Below are 19,429 nucleotides of genomic sequence, written 5' to 3' on the forward strand. Positions count from 1 at the left end.
CGGCCACTCAAAAGCGATCCAGTCGATAGGGCTCGCGCACCGGCAGAATACGAGCGGTGTCCTGCGTCGATGGCAACACCATTCCCCCAACCATCTCCGCCGTCACCGCCGCCTGCGTCAGCCCCAGATGCTGATGCCCGAATGCGAGCAACACCCTCCCGTCACACACCCGATCGATCACCGGCAGCGAGTCCGGCAGCGACGGTCGAAACCCCATCCACGGTGTGGCCGCCTCGACACTCAGTTCCTCACTAAACAACCCTTTGCTCAACCGATGCAGTTGCCAGGCGCGAGCCATGGTCGGCGGGGCTTCGAGGCCGGCGAATTCGACGGTGCCGGCCAGGCGCAGCCCTTCGGACATCGGGGTCATGATGAATTTGCGTTCCAGCGAGGTGACGGGGAAGGGCAGTCGGTTGTGTTCGTGGGGCAGCATCAGGTGGTAGCCGCGCTCGGTATCCAGCGGGACGTTTTTACCGGTCAGTGCGGCCGTAAGTTTTGCCGAGTGGGCGCCGCACGCGATCAGTACCTGGCGGGCGGACAGGGTGCCGGTTCCGGTCATCAGGCTGACGCTATGCTCGTTCAGTTGTCCGCCCTGAACCTGCTGCTTCACAAACTGCACGCCGCTGGCTTTCGCTGCTTCCACCAACTCACGCACGACACGGTGGGGATCGATGAAATGCCCGGTGTTCGGGAAAAACAGTCCGCCCTGAATCCGTTCGCTCAGTTGCGGCGCGGTCTCGCGTACCGCGCCGGCCTGCCACCAGTCGACCGGCACCTGTTGCTGTTGCAGGCGTTGCTGCAATGCTTCGAGCGCCGTGCGTGAGTCGGGGCGTTCGAACACCAGCAGCGAACCTTCCATCTTCAGCAGCTCGGGGCGCTGGATGTCTTTGAGCAAGCGCTGCCAGGCGTCGAGCGAGCTTTCATTCAGCGCGCGCAAACCGGCAACAGTGCGCTGAAACGGCGCCGAGCGCAGGTTCAGCAACAGCCGCGCAAACCAGGGCAGGGCGCGGGGCAGGTATTTCCAGTCCAGGCGCAGCGGGCCCATCGGGTCCATGAGCATGGCCGGCAAGCGTTTGATAATCGAGCTGTCGGCAATCGGAAACACCTGCTCGGTCGCCAGGTGCCCGGCGTTGCCGAACGATGCGCCGTGACCGGGTTCCTGCGGGTCGATCACCACCACCCGCAAGCCCTGACGGGCCAGGCGCAGGGCACTGGCGACGCCGATGATGCCGGCGCCGACCACGGCGATGTCGTACGGGTTATTCGGCATTTTTCACGGTTTCCCTTTGGCCATCGAGCAAGCGACGCAATGACAGTGGATTGGACTGCTTGAGCGCGGTTGGCAGCAGGCTGTCGGGAAAATCCTGATAGCAGACCGGGCGCAGGAAACGCAGGATCGCCGCCGTACCCACCGACGTGGTGCGCGAATCGGAAGTCGCCGGGAACGGTCCGCCATGCACCATCGCATCACAGACTTCAACGCCGGTCGGCCAGCCATTGACCAGCAACCGCCCGGCCTTGCGTTCCAGGGTTGGCAGCAATGTGCGGGCCTGTTGCAGATCCTCGTCATCCAAGTGCAGCGTGGCGGTCAGTTGGCCTTCCAGCTGTTCGAGCACCTGGCGGATTTCCGCATCGCTGGCGCATTGCACGATCAAGGACGCGGCGCCAAAGGCTTCGTCCTGCAAGGTGTGATCGGCAAGAAATTCGGCGGCATCGGTGACGAATAGATGGGCCTGGCCCTGATTCGGATCCGTTGCTCGCTGGCCGACGGCGGCAATACGCGCCCGGGTATTTTCCGTGAGGGCACTCACGCTGGATTCGTAAGCATTGAAGATCCCCGGCGTGAGCATGGTCTGCGCGGGGCTGCGTTGGATGAATTCGCTGGCGGCGCCGATGAAGGCGTCCAGCGCCGGCCCCTTGCGGGCGATCACCAGACCGGGATTGGTACAGAACTGACCGGCACCCAGCGTCAGCGAAGCGACAAAACCTTGGGCCAACGCCTCGGCGCGATTCTGCAACGCTGCCGGGAACAGCAACACCGGGTTGATCGAACTCATTTCCGCGTACACCGGAATCGGCTCGGTCCGTGCCTGAGCCGCTTTGATCAGCGCGAGCCCGCCACTGCGCGAACCGGTGAAGCCGACGGCCTTGATCCGTGGATCGCTGACCAGCGCGATTCCGACTTCACGGCCTGAGCCGTACAACAACGAGAACACACCTTCCGGCAAATCACAGGCCTTAACCGCCCGCGCAACGGCACGGCCAACCAGTTCGCTAGTGCCGGGATGGGCGCCATGGGCCTTGACGATCACCGGGCAACCGGCGGCCAGGGCCGAAGCGGTATCGCCGCCCGCCACCGAGAACGCCAGTGGAAAGTTACTCGCACCGAACACGGCCACCGGCCCCAGCGGAATCTGCCGCTGACGCAGATCCGAACGCGGCATTGGCTGGCGCTGCGGTTGCGCGGTATCGACTCGCACATCCAGCCATTCACCGGTCCGCACGGTGCGGGCAAACAGCCGTAGTTGCTGGCAGGTACGGCCCCGCTCACCCACAAGGCGCGGGCGCGGCAGGCCGGTTTCGGCCAGGGCGCGGTCGATCAGTTCGTCGCCGAGGTCTTCGATTTCGCGGGCGATGGTTTCAATGAATTCGGCCCGTGCCTCGAGCGATGTCTCGCGATAACGGTCGAGCGCCGCCCAGGCCAGTGCGCAGGCCTGCTCGACATGTTCGGCAGAGCCGCCGGCGTAGGCCGGTTCCAACGGGGTGTTGGTGGCGGGATTGATTCCGTGGATGACGTCGCGGTCGCCGGTGAGGGTTTGCTGACCGATCAGCAGTTGGCCCGTCAGGGTCATGGCGCATTCCTTATCAAAGCAGGTCACGAATAAGGCCCGCCGCCGTGGGGCGGCGGGCTTGAGCGGGGCGGCAGGTCAGGCGAAGTTCTGCTGCGCCGACCAGTTTTCGTACCAGTGACGGAACAGCGCGTACTGGGCTTCCGCGTACCGACGCTGAGAGTCACTGAGGGCGTCGGTCTCGTTGAAATGCAGGGTGTATTCCTTGTCGCCGTTGAGCACCATCAGGTGTTTGTAATACAGCACCAGATCCGTGCCTTCATCGAAGGACGACAGCACCGCCAGCGCCGATTCCAGCTCCCGTGCCTGTCGCCGGGCGTTGGCATCACCCTTGGCCGCCTGCTTGCTCAGCGCCACCAGTTGCAGCACTTCGCGGGGCAGCGCGTTGCCGATGCCGGTGATGGCGCCGGTGGCGTTGCAGTTGACGAAACCGTGCACGACCTGGGTGTCGACACCGACCATCAGGGTCACGTCATCATCCTTGGAGGTGATGTTTTCAGCGGCGTAGCGCAGGTCGGCACCACCGCCGAATTCCTTGAAGCCGATCAGGTTCGGGTATTCACGGCGCAGTTCGAAGAACAGGTCGGCGCGAGTCGCGAAGCCGTAGTAAGGGCTGTTGTAGATCACCGCCGGCAAGTTCGGCGCGGCGTGCAGAATCGCGGAGAAGTGCGCCTTCTGTGCGGCGAGCGAAGCGCCTCGGGACAGCACCCGGGGAATGACCATCAAACCCTGAGCACCGACTTTTGCCGCATGGGCAGCATGGGACACTGCTTCACGAGTGTTGATGGCGCCAGTACCGACGATGGTCGGAATCCCGGCACCCACCAGCCGCGCCACGCCTTCCTGACGCTCGGCTTCGGTGAGCAGCGGCCAGTCGCCCATGGAGCCGCAATACACGACCGCGCTCATGCCGATATCGATCAGCTCGCGACCCTTGGCCACCAGCGCATCGAAGTCCGGTGTGCGTGCGGCGGTGCACGGGGTCATCAGGGCGGGCATGCAGCCGGTGAAGATGTTGTCGCTCATTATTGTTCTCCTTGGAACGGTCATTCAGATAGGTTTGGAAAAGCAGCGCAGCGGCTCAGATGCCCCACGCGAACGGATCTGTTTCGTCGATCAGCAGCGTGCTGTCGGCGGTCATGTGGGCGCGGCCGGTGATGTAGGGGCGAATGCGCTCGCCTTCCCATTCAAAGCGGCCTTCGAACTGGCTGCCGGTGATGCTCGCCTGCACCCAGCGCTCGCCCGGCGCGAGTTTTTCGTCGGCGGCCAGGCACGCCAGTTTGGCGCTGGTGCCGGTGCCGCAAGGGGAGCGGTCGTAGGCCTTGCCGGGGCACATGACGAAGTTGCGGCTGTCGGCCTCGGCGTCATCGGCGAACAGTTCGATGTGGTCGATGACCGCGCCGTCCTTGCCATGAATGCCTTGGTCCTCCAGGGCCTTGAGCATTTTCCAGGTGAAGTCGGTCAGGGTTTCGACGTTGTCCATCGTCAACGTCTGGCCGTGTTCGCTGACCAGGAAAAACCAGTTGCCGCCGTAGGCCACATCACCAAGGAAACGGCCGTATCCCGGCACTTGCACCGCCACCTGTTTGCGTGAGCGATAGGCGGGCACGTTGCCCAGGGTCACGGCGCCGTCTTCATGCAGCGTTGCACTGACCGGGCCGACCGGCGTGTCGATCTTGTGCACGCCCGGTGTGATCAGCCCCAGATGTTGCAGCGAAGCAACGAGGCCGATGGTGCCGTGGCCGCACATGCCGAGGTAGCCGGCGTTGTTGAAGAAGATCACGCCGCAGGTGGCGTCCGGCGACACTGGCTCGCAATACAGCGCGCCCACCAGCACATCGTTGCCGCGCGGTTCCAGCAGGCAGGCGCGGCGCCACTGGTCATGCTGCTGGCGCAGGGCGTCGCGCTTTTCGGCCATGGTGTTGCCGGGCAGATCGGGAAAACCCTTCATCACCAGACGCGTGGGTTCGCCGCCGGTGTGGGAATCAATGACGTGTACTCGTTTCATGGACAGGTCCCGTTGAGTGATTTCAGTAAGCGCCGGCAGCGCGAGGATTGGCGTTGGAGGCAGGGGACAGCGAAGCGACTTCGCTTTCATCCTCTTCCGATTCCAGGCGCAGCAGGTGCGCCGGTACGCCGGTGGCGGCGCCCCAGTAATAGATGCCCATCGCACAGGCCGCGACGACCAGGGTGTCGAACGGATGAGTGAGGATGCCCAGGCCGCCGAAGGTGCCGAGTTTCGACAGGACGATGGTCACCGCGTAGAAGGCGATCAGCCACGCCGACGAGCGCACTTGCCGGGATAGGCTGAGGTGGGCGGTCGGCACGAAGCGGCCGCAAAGCAGGTAGACGACGAACATCAGGATTTGCAGGCCGAGCAGCCAGGACACGGTGTTCCAGCCCGACCAGTAAACGATCAGCGCCGCGATGATGAACGACACCGGCCCCAGCACGCCCATGCTCTTGACCCGGAACGGGCGCGGCATGTCGGGTGCATTGCGCCGCAGCGCGGCGACGGTCACTGGAGCCACTGCGTAACTCAGCACCAGCGCGGCGGAGACCACGTTGATCAGCGCTTCCCAGGAAGGGAATGGCAGGGTCCAGAACACCGACAGGGCGAAGGTCAGCCACAGCGCCGGACGCGGGATCCCGGACTTCTCGTCGATGTGGGTGAAGACCTTGAAGAACGTGCCGGTCTGCGCCCAGCCGTAGATCACCCGAGGCGTGGCGTTCATGTAGATGTTGCCGCAGCCGCTGGGAGAGATCACCGCGTCCGCCACCACCAGATACGCCAGCCAGCCCACGCCCAGCGCCAGGGCGATGTCGCGGTACGGCAGGGCGAATTCCTTGGAAACCCCGGCCCAGCCATTGGCGAGTAATTCGGTGGGGATGCCGCCGAGGAAAGCCGTTTGCAGCAGCACGTAGATTGCAGTGGAGAGCAGCACCGACAGGATCAGCGCAATCGGGATGGTGCGCTGGGGATTTTTCACTTCGCTGGCCACCGAGATGATCGGGGTCAGGCCGAGGTAGGCGAAGATCACGCCGCCGGCGGAAACCGCCATTTCGATGCCCGAGAGCCCGAAGGGGGCGAAGCCCTGAACCTGAAAGTTTTCCGGTTTGAAGAAGGTGAACAGCACGCCGATCACCAGCAGCGGCACGATGAACTTGAACACGCTGACCAGGTTGTTGGCCTTGGCGAAGGTCTTCACGCTGCGGTAGTTGAGGAGGAAGAACACGCAGAGCAGGCCGAACTGCACCAGCCAGCCGAGCAGGGTCGGATCACCGCTGCCGGCCTTGGTCAGGCTCGGAAACCAGGCCGCCGCGTATTGGCGCGATGCAACCACCTCGATTGCCACCAGACTGGAAAACGCGATCAGCGTGATGAAACCCATCAGATAACCGAGCAGCGGCCCGTGGCTGTAAACCGGGTAGCGCACCACACCGCCAGCGCGGGGCAATGCCGCGCCCAGTTCGCAATAGACGATGCCCAGCAGCAACACGGCGAAGCCGCCCAGCAGCCAGGAAAATATCCCCGCCGGCCCGGCAATCGCAGAGACGTGACTGGCCGCGAACAACCAGCCGGAACCGAAGATCGCCCCCAGACCGATAAAGGTGAGGTCGATCAATGAAAGTTGTTTTTTGAACTTGCCTTGGCCTGACATGGCATCGCCTTCTTGTGAGTTATTGGATAGGCAGGTGTGAGTCACTTGAACGGCTAAACAGTGAACTCATCGGGCGTCGGGCGATTGATGTTTTGCGCAGCTCTGGATGACGAATTCGGCACAGTTGCGAAGAAAGACAGCGGCGCTCGACACGCTTCGAACGTTGCTGCAATCTGCACGCGAACACCTCAGGCCGATCCATTCACCGGGGAAGACCTTCACATGCAGAACGCGTTTGCGATCCTTTGTCAGGGCGATGAGCGCCAGCGTCCCCATACCCTCGACGCGCTGCTGGCCGGCGTGGCGCCGCTGTTGCCGATGCTGGACGTGATTCCGAACGCGGTCATTTTCATCAAGGATGTGCAGGCGCGGTACGTCCTGGCCAACCGTACGCTGGTGCAGCGCTGCGGTCTGAAAGACCTTAAACCGCTACTTGGGAAAACCAGTGCGCAGGTGTTTCCGGCGCAACTCGGGCCCGGTTATACCGAGCAGGATCGTCGGGTGCTGGAAGAGGGGTTCGTGCTGGAGGATCAACTGGAACTGCATCTGTACGGCAGCCGCGAACCGGGTTGGTGCCTGACGCACAAACGCCCGCTGTACAACCGCGACGGCGAGATCATCGGCCTCGCCGGGATTTCGGTGGACCTGCAATCGGCCAGCGAAACCCATCCGGCGTTTCAGCGCCTGGCGGCCGTCGATGAACACATCCGCGCGCATTTCAATCGGCGGGTGACACTGGGTGAATTGACCCGGATTGCCGGTATTTCGGTGGCGCAACTGGAGCGCTACTGCAAACGGGTCTTCCACCTGACGCCGAGGCAGATGATCCAGAAGGTACGGCTGGAACATGCCCATCGCCTGTTGCACACCGAACTGCCGATTACCGAGGTGGCGCTGCAATGCGGCTACACCGATCACAGCGCCTTCACCCGGCAGTTCAAGGCTTCGACCGGGTTCACCCCGCGTCAGTATCGACAGGCGACGGAGCAATGAGCGGCTCGCGGGTCATAGCGGCTAGACTGACCCTGTCAGCCCCACTTGCTGCAGGTGAAACGAGATGAGCGAATTCTGGGTACGCCGATGCTCGTATGGCCTGTGCGCGATCCTGCTGACGCTGACGGCGTCCTGTTCGAGCAAGGCTCACTACGCGACCACCGGTGATCGCTGCTATGCCAAAGCGGTGCCGACGATGGGCGAGGGTGGCCTGGCGTGGGGATCGACCCTGGGCCAGGCACAGAAAAAATCCATGGATAACTGCATGCGCTACGCCGGCCGCTCGGGCGGTACGCCCGGTACCTGTCAGGTGGTGTTGGCCAAGTGCAAGAATTGATAAGGCGCGATAGCCGCCCGAGCCATAGTGACCGGAAAGGACTTCAGTGAACCTTCATCTTGAAATCGAGCGGATTTTTACCGACCAGGCCTTCGCAAGGCCGCTGTTTTATTCCTGCCCGGGAGGACTGCGTTTCGAACTCTCCGAAACGGGAGGGATGATCGAACAGTTCCTGTTGGCCTTGCGAAAATCGACCGAAATCTGCACCGACATTTTCAGTGGCGAGCCCACGCTCGTGACCTGTCTGCGCTTTCACTCCGGCGGCCAGCGATTTACCCATCGAGCGTTACTTCAGTCCCTTCGGTCGGCTGGCATCGAGATACCTGCAGAACGCTCGATCTGGAGTGAACGCACTGATCCGGATAACTGGTTCTGCGAAAGCGAACCCGAGTACTGGATCAACCTCGCATTCGAAGCGCCCGCAAGGTCGCTTCAAGCATTGCTCTGGTGCGCACTGGCCACGGACTTTGGCGCCATTGCGCCGAATCCACGCTGCGCGGTCTACCTGTTCAATTTGAAGGCCGAAGTGATGGTTTTCCCTTACGACGACCGAGGGATGGACGTGGTCGGGCCCAACAAGGCGCTGCTTTCAAGGCTGTATCACCGCCATCAAGCGTATCTCCTCGATTACGACCGGCCCGCGATGGACGCTGACTTTGCGGGCGCTGCCTGAGATTGGCCCCGGAGCCCTTGATGCCGATCAGAGAGGTCCGAGGGCTCAAGCGCATTTAAATCAAGCTCCGTTCACTAGGTGCGTTGCAAGGCTCGCGACACGTACATTTTGGTAATCATTGACACCATCTCTTTCGCCCCGAAACAACGGAAGTAAAAGCAGCCGTAGTCGGTTTCCAGGCACACAATCTTGGTCATGAACCCCCATTCCAGGCTGACCTTTCGAATCGATGCCATGGGGATTTCAATATCCAGAGCCCCGTCCTGAACCATACGGTTCATGGCATTGGCGTTCATGAAAATCGTGGAGTGGGTCACCGTTACCTTCCCGCCAACCCAGAGTCCGCCGGGGGCCAGAAAATTGACCAGTTTCGTCTTCAATACTGCTTCGGCCATCCCTGCATCTCCCTCGTTCAAATCACAATTCAGCATTTCAGCCGCCTGTTTACCTGACAAAAAACAAAATCACCATGTGTTTACTTCGTTCATTCATACGTCGCAGTTCTCACTGCCCGTTTCTGTCTGGAGTTCTCTCGATGCCCTCGCTCAAAACATTGCCCGCTGCATTGCTGGGGCTGGCCCTTGCTTGTCCGGTGGAAGCCGAGTCTCAGGGCATGGAGTTGGGGCAAGTGCTGATCGGGGCTGAAGACCAGAGCGGCGAAGACCTTTCGCTGGAGGAGGCCAAGGCCCGGTTGGCACAGGTGCCCGGTGGCACCAACGTGGTCGATATGCGCCGCCCGATGCAGGGGCGGGTGGCGAGCAATCAGGATGTGCTGGCGTACCAGCCGGGGGTCTATGCCCAGTCGGCGGGCAACGAGGGGGTGAAAATCTCGATTCGTGGTTCGGGCATCAATCGGGCTCCCGGTGCTCACGCGTCGGGGCTGTACACGATGCTCGACGGCCTGCCGCTGACCGGTCCCGGCGGTACGCCTTACGAGTTGCTGGAGCCGCTGTGGCTCGATCATGTGGAAGTATTGCGTGGTGCCAACGGTTTCGATCGTGGTGCGCTGGCCCTTGGCGGGGCGGTCGATTACGTCAGCCACACCGGCTACAACGCGCCACTGCTGAATGTGCGCTACGTCATGGGCAGCCACGGCTATGCGCAACGGCAAGTCAGCTCGGGCCAGGTGCTCGGCGATTTCGATTACTACCTGTCGATGACCGATGCGCACTCCGACGGCTATCAGGATCACACCGCCAGCAAGAGCCAGGGCGTGATCGCCAACTTCGGTTATCGCTTCAATCCGAATCTGGAAACCCGCTTCTACATTCGTCACCGCGAGACCGACAACGACCTCGCCGGGCGAGTGACCAAACACTCCATCGAACACGATCCGCGCGCGGCCAACCCGGCCTACGTGACGCGCAACGACAGCCGCGATCAGCCGGGCAGCACCTTCATCGGCAACAAGACCACGTACTACATCGACGACGATTCGAGCATCCAGACCGGCCTCGTTTATCACGATTACCCGATGGACCTGCGCGAAGGACCCAACCGCCTGAAGGTGGCGTACACCGATGTCAGCGGCACGTTCGACTACAAGCGCCGCGACACGCTCTGGGGTCTCGAAAGCCGCAGCACGGTTGGCCTGCGGGTGACCAAACACCTGCCCAACGACGGTGCCACTGAGTTGGTTCGGATTCCCACCGGCAACACCGCCGGTTATGCGCCGGGCACGCACATGCGCAACTTCACTTATCAAGGCTCGGACACCGTTCTGCACTTTGGCAATGACCTGGAGATTGCCAACGACCTGTGGCTGACCACCGGCCTCGCCGCGATCTACACCCGCCGCGAAAGCGCCGTGACCTACCCGGAAGGTGGCGGCAAAACCAGCCTCGGCGACTGGGATTACGCCCCACGCCTGGGCTTGCGTTATCAGGTGACGCCGGACCTGCAACTGTTCGGCAACCTCAGCCGCTCCGTCGAAGCGCCGCATCCGTGGTCGCTGATCTACAGCTCCAACGTCCGCTTTCCGGCCGGCAGCGGTGCGGCCACCGGCACTCAGCGCGACCCCATCAAACTGCAGAACCAGACCGCGACCACCCTGGAACTCGGCGGCCGTGGCGACAGCGCGCTCGGCGAATGGAGCCTGGCCTGGTACTACGCCCAGGTGCGCCACGAATTGCTCTCGGTATTGCCGGACGCCAACGCCACCACGCCTTACGAACTCAATGCCAGCCCGACGGTGCATCCAGGCGTGGAAGCCAGCCTGCTCAGCAACCTGTGGTCAGCGAACGATGGCGGCAAGTTGAGCCTGCGCCAGGCCTACACCTTCAGCGACTTCCATTACCGCGATGACGACCGCTTCGGCGACAACCGCCTGCCGGGCCTGCCGATGCATTACTACCAGGGCGAATTGCGCTACGACTTCCCGCAGGGGTTCTTCGCCGCCGTCAACACGCAACTGGTATCGAAAGTCGCGGTGGATTACGCCAACAGCTACTACGCCGATCCTTACGCCACCTTCGGCGCGACCCTCGGTTACAACGCGCCGAAAGGCGACTGGCAGACCTGGCTGGACATGCGCAACCTGACCGACAAACACTACGCCGCTACAGTTACGCCGGGCTATGACGATAAAGGACTGGACGCCGCACGCTCCACGCCGGGTGAGGGGATGGCGATGTACGTCGGGGTGTCGTGGAGTCTGCTTTGATCTCACGACAGAACGGTGATTGAAACCGTTCGATCACCGGACAGCCAAACCTTCGTCCAATTGCCCGATCCTGCTTGCCGGCGTACTGTGACCGGTGATGGCGTAAACCGTGACCATCACCATAACGACAAGATCGAGTGCCCTGCCCATGGACAGCCGCCTGCTGAGCGACCGCAGCAGCGTGTTTCGCCACGCTGACCCGTATGCCGTCTCCGACTATGTGAACCAGCACGTCGGTCAGCATTTCATCGGCCTGTCCAAAACCACCCACCCGCAAGCCAGCCTCAACCACCGCAAACTCGCCGACCTCGATCTGTGCCGCATCAGCTATGGCGGCAGCGTTCGCGTCACGTCGCTTGCACTGGAAACGGTCTATCACCTGCAAGTCCTGCTGCAAGGCAACTGCCTGTGGCGCGGGCACAAGCGTGAGCATCATCTGGTGCCGGGCGAATTGCTGCTGATCAACCCGGACGATCCGGTCGACCTGACTTATTCCGACGATTGCGAGAAGTTCATCCTCAAGGTGCCGGTCAGCGTGCTGGAATCGGTGTGCGACGAACAGCGCTGGCTGCATCCTGCCGGAGGCATCCGGTTCCTGCGCAATCATTACCGGCTCGACGAGCTGGAAGGGTTTACCCACCTGCTGGGCATGATCTGCCAGGAAGCCGAAGCCAGCGATCCGTTGTTGCGGGTACAGGAGCACTACGCGCAGATCGTCGGCAGCAAACTGATTTCGCTGATGAACACCAACGTCAGCCGTGAATGCCTGAGTTCGCCGAGCGTCAGTTTCGAGCGGATCCTCGACTACATTGATCGCAATCTGAAATTGGATCTACCCGCCGAACACCTGGCGGCCCAGGCGAACATGAGCCCGCGTTCACTGTACGCGCTGTTCGAACGCCAGCTCGGCGTGACCCCGATGCAATACATCCGCCAGCGCAAGCTCGAGCGCATTCATGCCTGCCTCAGTGATCCGAGCTGCCCGGTGCGCAACCTCACCGAACTGGCGCTGGACTACGGCTTCCTGCACCTGGGGCGTTTCTCCGAAAGCTATCGCCAGCAGTTCGGCGAATTGCCGTCCGTGACCTTCAAACGCCGCCACTGAATTCCCGCCCCGAAACAATCTGAAGCACCTGCCGCGCCGTCCTGCACAAAACGGATAGCGCTCTGCAGGATTCGGATATTGCCGCCCGCGTTGCCTCCCTAATCTGACCTGGCCTGAACAATAACAATGGAGGCCCCGGCCATGTCCCTGGGAATCGACTACCTCAATGCCATGCTTGAAGAGGACCCCGAGAAGGGTGCCTACCGCTGCAAGCGGGAGATGTTCACCGATCCGCGGCTGTTCGAACTGGAGATGACGCACATCTTCGAAGGCAACTGGATCTACCTCGCCCATGAAAGCCAGATCCCCAACGTCAATGACTTTCTGACCACCACCATGGGCCGCCAACCCGTCTTCATCGCCCGCAACAAGGCTGGTGAACTCAATGCCTTTCTCAATGCGTGCAGCCATCGCGGTGCCATGCTCTGCCGGCACAAGTCCGGCAACCGTTCCAGCTACACCTGTCCGTTCCACGGCTGGACGTTCAACAACAGCGGCAAACTGCTCAAGGTCAAGGACCCGAGCGAAGCCGGCTACCCCGAAGGCTTCAATTGCGAAGGCTCCCACGACCTGACCAAAGTCGCGCGTTTCGAATCCTATCGCGGCTTTCTGTTCGGCAGCCTGAACGCCGATGTGAAATCCCTCGCCGAGCACTTGGGCGAGTCAGCCAGGATCATCGACATGATCGTCGATCAGTCACCCGAAGGCCTTGAAGTGCTGCGCGGTTCCAGTTCCTACATCTATGAAGGCAACTGGAAACTCACCGCCGAAAATGGCGCTGACGGTTATCACGTCAGCTCCGTGCACTGGAACTACGCCGCCACCCAGAATCAGCGTCAGCAGCGCGACGCTGGCGAAGAAATCAAGACCATGAGCGCCGGCAGCTGGGCGAAGAAGGGCGGCGGTTTCTACTCGTTCGATCACGGCCACTTGCTGCTGTGGACCCGCTGGGCCAACCCCGAGGACCGCCCGGCCTACGAGCGTCGCGATGAACTGGCCCGGGACTTCGGCCAGGCCCGCGCCGACTGGATGATCGAGAACTCGCGCAACCTGTGTCTGTACCCCAACGTGTACCTGATGGATCAGTTCAGCTCGCAGATCCGCATCGCCCGGCCGATCTCCGTCGACAAGACCGAGATCACCATCTATTGCATCGCGCCCAAAGGCGAAAGCGCGGAAGCCCGAGCCAAACGCATCCGCCAATACGAAGACTTCTTCAACGTCAGCGGCATGGCCACCCCGGATGACCTCGAAGAATTCCGCTCGTGCCAGACCGGCTACGGCGCCGGGCGCGGCTGGAACGACATGTCCCGTGGCGCGACCCATTGGGTCGAAGGCGCGGACGCGGCGGCCAAGGAAATCGACCTCAAGCCCTTGCTGTCCGGCCTGCGCACCGAAGACGAAGGCCTGTTCGTGCTGCAACACAAGTACTGGCAGGAAACCATGCTCAAGGCTGTTTCCTCCGATAAAAACCTGATCCCCGTGGAGGCCGTGCAATGAACAACCTCTACGACACCGTGCGCGATTTCCTCTACCGCGAAGCGCGCTATCTGGACGACGGCCAGTGGGATCAATGGCTGGAACTCTACGCCGCCGACGCCAGTTTCTGGATGCCGGCCTGGGACGACCACGACACCCTGACCGAAGACCCGCAAAGCGAAATCTCGCTGATCTGGTACGGCAACCGTGGCGGCCTCGAAGACCGGGTGTTCCGGATCAAGACCGAGCGCTCCAGCGCGACCATTCCCGACACCCGCACCTCGCACAACCTCAGCAACATCGAGATCGTCGAGCAGGGCGAAGGGCAATGCCAGGTGCGCTTCAACTGGCACACCCTGAGCTTTCGCTATCAGGTCACCGACAGTTATTTCGGCACCAGCTTCTACACCCTCGACCTGCGCGGCGACCAGCCGTTGATCAAGGCCAAGAAAGTCGTGCTGAAGAACGATTACGTCCGTCAGGTCATCGACATCTACCACATCTGATCGAGACGGCGGCGAGCCGGGCTCGACGCTGTGAGCGAGGTGCACCATGAGTTTCCAGATCGCACTGAATTTCGAAGACGGGGTCACCCGTTTCATCGAGGCCTCGGGCCACGAGACCGTTGCCGACGCGGCCTACCGTCAGGGCATCAACATCCCGCTGGACTGCCGCGACGGCGCCTGCGGCACCTGCAAGTGTTTCGCCGAAGCCGGGCGTTACGACATGGGCGACAACTTCATCGAAGACGCCCTGAGTGAAGACGAACTGGCCCAGGGTTACGTCCTGACCTGCCAGATGCGCGCCGAAAGCGACTGCGTGGTGCGGGTGCCGGTCGGCTCCCAGGTGTGCAAGACCGAACAGGCGAGTTATCAGGCGTCGATCAGCGATGTCCGGCAGCTCTCCGAAAGCACCATCGCGCTGTCGCTCAAGGGTGAATCCTTGAGCAAACTGGCGTTCCTGCCGGGGCAATACGTCAACCTGCAAGTACCGGGCAGCGAGCAATCCCGTGCCTATTCCTTCAGCTCGTTGCAGAAGAACGGCGAGGTCAGTTTCCTGATCCGCAATGTCCCCGGCGGCCTGATGAGCAGCTTCCTCACCGGGCTGGCCAAGGCCGGCGACAGCCTGAATCTGGCCGGGCCGCTGGGCAGTTTTTACCTGCGCGAGATCAAGCGGCCGTTGTTGCTGTTGGCGGGTGGCACCGGGCTGGCGCCGTTTACCGCGATGCTGGAGAAAATCGCCGAGCAGGGCAGCGAGCATCCGGTTCACCTGATCTACGGCGTGACCAACGACTTCGATCTGGTGGAGCTTGACCGCCTCGAAGCCTTCGCCGCGCGTATCCCGAACTTCAGCTTCGGCGCTTGTGTGGCCAATCCGCAGAGCCGGCACCCGCTCAAGGGCTACGTCACCCAGCACATCGAACCGCGTCACCTCAACGAAGGCGATGTCGACGTGTACCTGTGCGGCCCGCCGCCGATGGTCGAGGCGGTCAGCCAGTACATCCGCGAACAGGGCATCACGCCGGCGAACTTCTACTACGAGAAATTCGCGGCGGCTTGAGTCTTTTTTCTGAATTGCGAGGTTGTCATGAACAACAGATTCGCCAACAAGGTCGCGCTGGTCACCGGCGCGGCACAGGGCATCGGTCGTCGGGTGTGCGAGCGCTTGCTGGAGGAGGGCGCGCAAGTGATCGCCGTCGACCGCTCCGGACTGGTTCACGAACTGCAAGGCGAGGGCGTGCTGTCGCTGACCGCCGACCTTGAGCAATACGCCGATTGCGCTCGGGTGATGACCGCCGCGATCGATGCTTTCGGGCGCCTGGACGTGCTGGTCAACAACGTCGGCGGCACCATTTGGGCCAAGCCCTTCGAGCATTACGAAGTCGAGCAGATCGAGGCCGAGGTGCGCCGCTCGCTGTTCCCGACGCTGTGGTGCTGCCACGCCGCATTGCCGTACATGCTCAAACAGGGCGGCGGGGCGATCGTCAATGTGTCATCGATTGCGACCCGCAGTCTGAACCGCGTTCCCTACGGCGCGGCGAAGGGCGGGATCAATGCGCTGACTGCCTGCCTGGCTTTCGAGAATGCCGAGCGCGGGATCCGGGTCAACGCCACCGCGCCCGGCGGCACCGAAGCGCCAGCACGACGCATTCCGCGCAACAGCGGCGAACAGTCCGCGCAGGAGCAGGCCTGGTATCAGGAAATCGTCGCGCAAACCCTCGATAGCAGCCTGATGAAACGCTACGGAACCCTAGACGAACAGGTCGGCGCGATCCTGTTTCTCGCCTCGGACGACGCCTCCTACATCACCGGTGTGACCCTGCCGGTCGGTGGCGGTGACCTCGGTTGATCACGCTTGAATGGACACTGAAATGAACCGGATCCTGATTGAAAACCTGTCGGCGGTCATCGTCGACCTGCCGACCATCCGCCCGCACAAACTGGCGATGCACACGATGCAGAACCAGACGCTGGTGATCCTGCGCCTGCGTTGCAGCGACGGTATCGAAGGCATCGGCGAAGCCACCACCATTGGCGGCCTGGCCTACGGCTATGAAAGTCCCGAAAGCATCAAGGCCAACATCGATGCACACCTGGCGCCGGCGCTGATCGGCATGGACGCGGACAACATCAACGCCGCGATGCAGAAGCTCGACAAGATCGCCAAGGGCAACACCTTCGCCAAGTCCGGCATCGAGAGCGCATTGCTCGACGCCCAAGGCAAACGCCTTGGTTTGCCCGTGAGCGAATTGCTCGGCGGCCGGGTCCGCGACAGCCTCGAAGTGGCCTGGACCCTGGCCAGCGGCGACACCGCTCGGGACATCGCCGAGGCCGAACAGATGCTGGAAGCGCGGCGGCACCGGATCTTCAAACTGAAGATCGGCGCCAACCCGCTGGAGCAAGATCTGAAACACGTAGTGGCGATCAAAAAAGCTTTGGGCGAGCGCGCCAGCGTTCGGGTCGACGTCAACCAGTATTGGGACGAGTCCCAGGCAATTCGCGGCTGCCAGGTGCTCGGCGACAACGGTATCGACCTGATTGAGCAGCCGATCTCGCGGGTCAACCGCTCCGGGCAGATTCGCCTGAACCAGCGCAGCCCGGCGCCGATCATGGCCGACGAATCGATCGAAAGCGTCGAGGACGCCTTCAGCCTTGCTGCCGACGGCGCCGCCAGCGTGTTCGCCTTGAAGATCGCCAAGAACGGCGGCCCGCGCGCCGTGTTGCGCACCGCGCAAATCGCCGAAGCCGCCGGCATCGCTGTGTATGGCGGCACCATGCTCGAAGGCTCCGTCGGCACCCTGGCCTCGGCCCATGCGTTCCTCACGCTCAGGCAACTGACCTGGGACACCGAGCTGTTCGGTCCGCTGTTGCTGACCGAAGACATCGTCACCGAGCGCCCGCAATACCGCGACTTTCACCTGCACATTCCACGCACCCCGGGCCTGGGCCTGACGCTGGATGAACAGCGTCTGGCGCGTTTTCGCCGGCACTGACCCCTAAGGAGAACGCCATGTTGTTCCACGTAAAAATGACCGTGAAATTGCCCGCCGATATGGCTCCGGCCGTTGCCACAAAGCTCAAGGCCGACGAGAAGGAGCTCGCCCAGCGCCTGCAGCGCGAAGGCCAGTGGCGCCATCTCTGGCGCATCGCCGGGCACTACGCCAATTACAGCGTGTTCGATGTGCCCAGCGTCGAAGCGCTGCACGACACCCTGATGCTGTTGCCGCTGTTTCCCTACATGGACATCGAGATCGACGGTCTCTGTCGCCACCCTTCGTCGATTCACGCCGACGACCGCTGACCGCGGAACCGACCCCACAACAACAAGATGAGGTGAACACCATGACCGTGAAGATTGCCCATACTGCCGAACTGCAAACGTTCTTCGAAGAAGCCGCCGGTTTTGCCAACGATGGCGGCAGCTCGCGTCTGAAAACCATCGTCCTGCGGATGTTGCAGGACACCGCCCGGATCATCGAAGACCTTGAGATCAGCGAAAACGAATTCTGGAAAGCCGTCGATTACCTCAACCGTCTGGGCGGCCGCTCCGAAGCCGGGTTGCTGGTGGCGGGCCTCGGCCTCGAGCATTTCCTCGACCTGTTGCAGGACGCCAAGGATGCGCAGATCGGCTTGACCGGCGGCACGCCGCGCACCATCGAAGGCCCGTTGTACGTGGCCGGCGCGCCGCTGTACGAAGGCGAATGCCGGATGGATGACGGCAGTGAGGAGGGCGTCGCCACGGTGATGCTCCTGGAAGGCCAGGTGTTCGATCCGCAAGGTCAGCCGTTAGCGGGTGCCACGGTCGACCTGTGGCACGCCAACACCAAAGGCACTTATTCGTTTTTCGATCAGAGCCAGTCCGAGTACAACTTGCGCCGCCGGATTATCACCGACGCCGAAGGTCGCTACCGCGCCCGCAGCATCGTGCCGTCCGGCTATGGCTGCGACCCGCAAGGCCCGACCCAGGAATGCCTGAACCTGCTTGGCCGCCACGGCCAGCGCCCGGCTCATATTCACTTCTTCATTTCCGCACCGGGGCATCGGCACCTGACCACGCAGATCAATTTGTCGGGGGACAAATACCTGTGGGATGACTTTGCGTATGCGACCCGTGAAGGGTTGGTCGGGGAAGTCGAGTTTTTGGAAGATGCAGCGGGACGTCGCGCTGAATTGAAGTTCGACTTTCAGTTGCAGCAGGCGCCGGATGCGGCGGCGCAGCAGCGCAGTCAACGGCCAAGGGCGTTGCAGGACTGCTGATTCCGGAGCTCTCTTCGGATTGGCTGAACTGCGCAAAAAGTTGCGCAGTTGTTCGTAATAAAAGCACGGTGAAAACCGCTGGAGGCCTTGTCTTTAAAGGCCTGCAGCCAAGTGCGCAAGAAGTTGCACAGCACTGCGCAACTTCTTGCGCACTTTTTCGCTGTTTCCTACAGAAAAAGTTGGAAAATTCCCACGAGAGCTTCGTAAACCCTTGATGGGTAATGGCCAAGTGATGGCTGGCACGACTTTTGATAACTCCTTCGCTACCTGGGCAGGCAATCACGCCGTCCGGTTCTGTCTATCGAGCAAGGAGCACACCCCATGGCAACACCCGCGTACATGTCGGTTACCGGCGAAAAACAAGGCCTGATCACTGCCGGCGCGTTCACCGCCGACTCCGTTGGCAACACCTACCAGGAAGGCCACGAAGACCAGGTCATGGTTCAGGCGTTCACCCACGACGTGATCATCCCGCGTGACCCGCAATCCGGTCAGCCAACCGGTCAGCGCGTGCACAAGCCAGTTGTGATCACCAAGGTCTACGACAAGGCTTCGCCGCTGCTGCAAGCAGCTCTGACTTCCGGCGAGCGCATGAGCGAAATCGTCATCCAGTGGTACCGCACCTCGGCGCAAGGCACCCAGGAGCACTACTACACCACCAAACTGGAAGACGCGATCATCGTCGCCATCAACAACAAAATGCACAACTGCCAGGACCCGGCGAACGCCCACTTCACTCATCTGGAAGAAGTGCAGTTCACCTACCGCAAAATCACCTGGACCCACGAAGTCTCCGGTACTTCGGGTTCCGATGACTGGCGTGCTCCGGTCGTTTAATCGCGACTGATGGTTGTATCGCCTCGGCCGGTTTCGCCGGTCGAGGCACCTTCACTACTCAAAGAATTTTTGCCA

At 61.9% G+C, this 19,429-nt stretch carries 19 protein-coding genes; 13 read left to right on the forward strand and 6 right to left on the reverse strand.

Translation table 11 applies throughout. The features are described from left to right. Positions 1–7: 7 nt before the first annotated feature. The 5 genes from C6Y56_RS11720 to C6Y56_RS11740 form a co-directional block, all read right to left on the reverse strand. On the reverse strand, positions 8–1,270 hold the full coding sequence (locus C6Y56_RS11720; protein ID WP_169429997.1) for an NAD(P)/FAD-dependent oxidoreductase: 1,263 nt from the start codon (positions 1,268–1,270) through the stop codon (positions 8–10). Beyond that, on the reverse strand, positions 1,260–2,852 hold the full coding sequence (locus tag C6Y56_RS11725; RefSeq protein ID WP_169429998.1) for an aldehyde dehydrogenase (NADP(+)): 1,593 nt from the start codon (positions 2,850–2,852) through the stop codon (positions 1,260–1,262). The genes C6Y56_RS11720 and C6Y56_RS11725 overlap by 11 nt, the downstream gene beginning before the upstream one ends. 75 nt (positions 2,853–2,927) lie before the next feature. Next, a complete protein-coding gene (locus C6Y56_RS11730) occupies positions 2,928–3,875 on the reverse strand; it encodes a dihydrodipicolinate synthase family protein (RefSeq protein WP_169429999.1) in 948 nt (315 codons plus the stop codon). A gap of 55 nt (positions 3,876–3,930) precedes the next feature. After that, positions 3,931–4,857: a 4-hydroxyproline epimerase gene (locus C6Y56_RS11735; RefSeq protein ID WP_169430000.1), complete on the reverse strand. Its 927-nt coding sequence runs from the start codon at positions 4,855–4,857 to the stop codon at positions 3,931–3,933. A 22-nt stretch (positions 4,858–4,879) separates the two neighbouring features. After that, positions 4,880–6,511, reverse strand: a complete 1,632-nt coding sequence (locus C6Y56_RS11740; RefSeq protein ID WP_169430001.1) for an APC family permease — start codon at positions 6,509–6,511, stop codon at positions 4,880–4,882. 222 nt (positions 6,512–6,733) lie between these two features. Here C6Y56_RS11740 and C6Y56_RS11745 point away from each other — a divergent pair, with 222 nt between their 5' ends. The 3 genes from C6Y56_RS11745 (at position 6,734) to C6Y56_RS11755 (ending at position 8,514) form a co-directional block, all read left to right on the forward strand. Beyond that, a complete protein-coding gene (locus C6Y56_RS11745) occupies positions 6,734–7,504 on the forward strand; it encodes an AraC family transcriptional regulator (RefSeq protein ID WP_169430002.1) in 771 nt (256 codons plus the stop codon). 64 nt (positions 7,505–7,568) lie between these two features. Next, positions 7,569–7,841, forward strand: a complete 273-nt coding sequence (locus tag C6Y56_RS11750; protein WP_169430003.1) for a hypothetical protein — start codon at positions 7,569–7,571, stop codon at positions 7,839–7,841. 46 nt (positions 7,842–7,887) lie between these two features. Beyond that, positions 7,888–8,514 carry a DUF3885 domain-containing protein gene (locus C6Y56_RS11755; protein ID WP_169430004.1) on the forward strand — a complete coding sequence of 209 codons (627 nt, stop codon included), beginning with the start codon at positions 7,888–7,890 and terminating at the stop codon, positions 8,512–8,514. Positions 8,515–8,588: 74 nt separating this feature from the next. Here C6Y56_RS11755 and C6Y56_RS11760 read toward each other — a convergent pair whose 3' ends face one another. Beyond that, entirely contained in the window at positions 8,589–8,909 is a 321-nt protein-coding gene (locus tag C6Y56_RS11760) for a hypothetical protein (RefSeq protein ID WP_169430005.1), read from the reverse strand. Between the two features lie 140 nt (positions 8,910–9,049). On the opposite strand from C6Y56_RS11760, the gene C6Y56_RS11765 reads away from it, so the two are divergent. The 10 genes from C6Y56_RS11765 to C6Y56_RS11810 all read left to right on the forward strand — a co-directional run bounded on the left by C6Y56_RS11765 (position 9,050) and on the right by C6Y56_RS11810 (position 19,354). Continuing rightward, the gene (locus tag C6Y56_RS11765) at positions 9,050–11,176 is read left to right on the forward strand and encodes a TonB-dependent receptor family protein (protein WP_169430006.1); all 2,127 of its coding nucleotides are present in this window, start codon (positions 9,050–9,052) and stop codon (positions 11,174–11,176) included. Between the two features lie 148 nt (positions 11,177–11,324). After that, positions 11,325–12,281, forward strand: a complete 957-nt coding sequence (locus C6Y56_RS11770) for an AraC family transcriptional regulator (protein WP_169430007.1) — start codon at positions 11,325–11,327, stop codon at positions 12,279–12,281. Between the two features lie 141 nt (positions 12,282–12,422). Continuing rightward, the gene (gene benA / locus C6Y56_RS11775) at positions 12,423–13,781 is read left to right on the forward strand and encodes a benzoate 1,2-dioxygenase large subunit (protein WP_169430008.1); all 1,359 of its coding nucleotides are present in this window, start codon (positions 12,423–12,425) and stop codon (positions 13,779–13,781) included. Continuing rightward, on the forward strand, positions 13,778–14,266 hold the full coding sequence (benB, locus tag C6Y56_RS11780; RefSeq protein WP_169430009.1) for a benzoate 1,2-dioxygenase small subunit: 489 nt from the start codon (positions 13,778–13,780) through the stop codon (positions 14,264–14,266). Before benA ends, benB begins: the two co-directional genes overlap by 4 nt. Positions 14,267–14,312: 46 nt before the next feature. Beyond that, on the forward strand, positions 14,313–15,320 hold the full coding sequence (gene benC, locus C6Y56_RS11785; RefSeq protein ID WP_169430010.1) for a benzoate 1,2-dioxygenase electron transfer component BenC: 1,008 nt from the start codon (positions 14,313–14,315) through the stop codon (positions 15,318–15,320). Between the two features lie 27 nt (positions 15,321–15,347). After that, complete coding sequence (locus tag C6Y56_RS11790) at positions 15,348–16,109, forward strand: 1,6-dihydroxycyclohexa-2,4-diene-1-carboxylate dehydrogenase (protein WP_169430011.1); 762 nt, start codon at positions 15,348–15,350, stop codon at positions 16,107–16,109. Positions 16,110–16,131: 22 nt separating this feature from the next. Then, positions 16,132–17,253: a muconate cycloisomerase family protein gene (locus C6Y56_RS11795; RefSeq protein ID WP_169430012.1), complete on the forward strand. Its 1,122-nt coding sequence runs from the start codon at positions 16,132–16,134 to the stop codon at positions 17,251–17,253. A gap of 17 nt (positions 17,254–17,270) precedes the next feature. After that, on the forward strand, positions 17,271–17,561 hold the full coding sequence (gene catC, locus C6Y56_RS11800; RefSeq protein ID WP_169430013.1) for a muconolactone Delta-isomerase: 291 nt from the start codon (positions 17,271–17,273) through the stop codon (positions 17,559–17,561). 41 nt (positions 17,562–17,602) lie between these two features. After that, entirely contained in the window at positions 17,603–18,517 is a 915-nt protein-coding gene (catA, locus tag C6Y56_RS11805; protein ID WP_169430014.1) for a catechol 1,2-dioxygenase, read from the forward strand. Between the two features lie 321 nt (positions 18,518–18,838). Next, on the forward strand, positions 18,839–19,354 hold the full coding sequence (locus tag C6Y56_RS11810; RefSeq protein ID WP_169430015.1) for an Hcp family type VI secretion system effector: 516 nt from the start codon (positions 18,839–18,841) through the stop codon (positions 19,352–19,354). Positions 19,355–19,429 lie beyond the last annotated feature (75 nt).

Source organism: Pseudomonas fluorescens, assembly GCF_012974785.1.
GTDB lineage: Bacteria > Pseudomonadota > Gammaproteobacteria > Pseudomonadales > Pseudomonadaceae > Aquipseudomonas > Aquipseudomonas fluorescens_BT.

Excerpts from the sequence above, each read along its gene's own strand:
- C6Y56_RS11720 (WP_169429997.1), bottom strand. The coding sequence starts at position 1,270 with ATGCCGAATAACCCGTACGACATCGCCGTGGTCGGCGCCGGCATCATC.
- C6Y56_RS11725 (WP_169429998.1), bottom strand. The coding sequence starts at position 2,852 with ATGACCCTGACGGGCCAACTGCTGATCGGTCAGCAAACCCTCACCGGC.
- C6Y56_RS11730 (WP_169429999.1), bottom strand. The coding sequence starts at position 3,875 with ATGAGCGACAACATCTTCACCGGCTGCATGCCCGCCCTGATGACCCCG.
- C6Y56_RS11735 (WP_169430000.1), bottom strand. The coding sequence starts at position 4,857 with ATGAAACGAGTACACGTCATTGATTCCCACACCGGCGGCGAACCCACG.
- C6Y56_RS11740 (WP_169430001.1), bottom strand. The coding sequence starts at position 6,511 with ATGTCAGGCCAAGGCAAGTTCAAAAAACAACTTTCATTGATCGACCTC.
- C6Y56_RS11745 (WP_169430002.1), top strand. The coding sequence starts at position 6,734 with ATGCAGAACGCGTTTGCGATCCTTTGTCAGGGCGATGAGCGCCAGCGT.
- C6Y56_RS11750 (WP_169430003.1), top strand. The coding sequence starts at position 7,569 with ATGAGCGAATTCTGGGTACGCCGATGCTCGTATGGCCTGTGCGCGATC.
- C6Y56_RS11760 (WP_169430005.1), bottom strand. The coding sequence starts at position 8,909 with ATGGCCGAAGCAGTATTGAAGACGAAACTGGTCAATTTTCTGGCCCCC.
- C6Y56_RS11765 (WP_169430006.1), top strand. The coding sequence starts at position 9,050 with ATGCCCTCGCTCAAAACATTGCCCGCTGCATTGCTGGGGCTGGCCCTT.
- C6Y56_RS11770 (WP_169430007.1), top strand. The coding sequence starts at position 11,325 with ATGGACAGCCGCCTGCTGAGCGACCGCAGCAGCGTGTTTCGCCACGCT.
- benA (WP_169430008.1), top strand. The coding sequence starts at position 12,423 with ATGTCCCTGGGAATCGACTACCTCAATGCCATGCTTGAAGAGGACCCC.
- benB (WP_169430009.1), top strand. The coding sequence starts at position 13,778 with ATGAACAACCTCTACGACACCGTGCGCGATTTCCTCTACCGCGAAGCG.
- benC (WP_169430010.1), top strand. The coding sequence starts at position 14,313 with ATGAGTTTCCAGATCGCACTGAATTTCGAAGACGGGGTCACCCGTTTC.
- C6Y56_RS11790 (WP_169430011.1), top strand. The coding sequence starts at position 15,348 with ATGAACAACAGATTCGCCAACAAGGTCGCGCTGGTCACCGGCGCGGCA.
- C6Y56_RS11795 (WP_169430012.1), top strand. The coding sequence starts at position 16,132 with ATGAACCGGATCCTGATTGAAAACCTGTCGGCGGTCATCGTCGACCTG.
- catC (WP_169430013.1), top strand. The coding sequence starts at position 17,271 with ATGTTGTTCCACGTAAAAATGACCGTGAAATTGCCCGCCGATATGGCT.
- catA (WP_169430014.1), top strand. The coding sequence starts at position 17,603 with ATGACCGTGAAGATTGCCCATACTGCCGAACTGCAAACGTTCTTCGAA.
- C6Y56_RS11810 (WP_169430015.1), top strand. The coding sequence starts at position 18,839 with ATGGCAACACCCGCGTACATGTCGGTTACCGGCGAAAAACAAGGCCTG.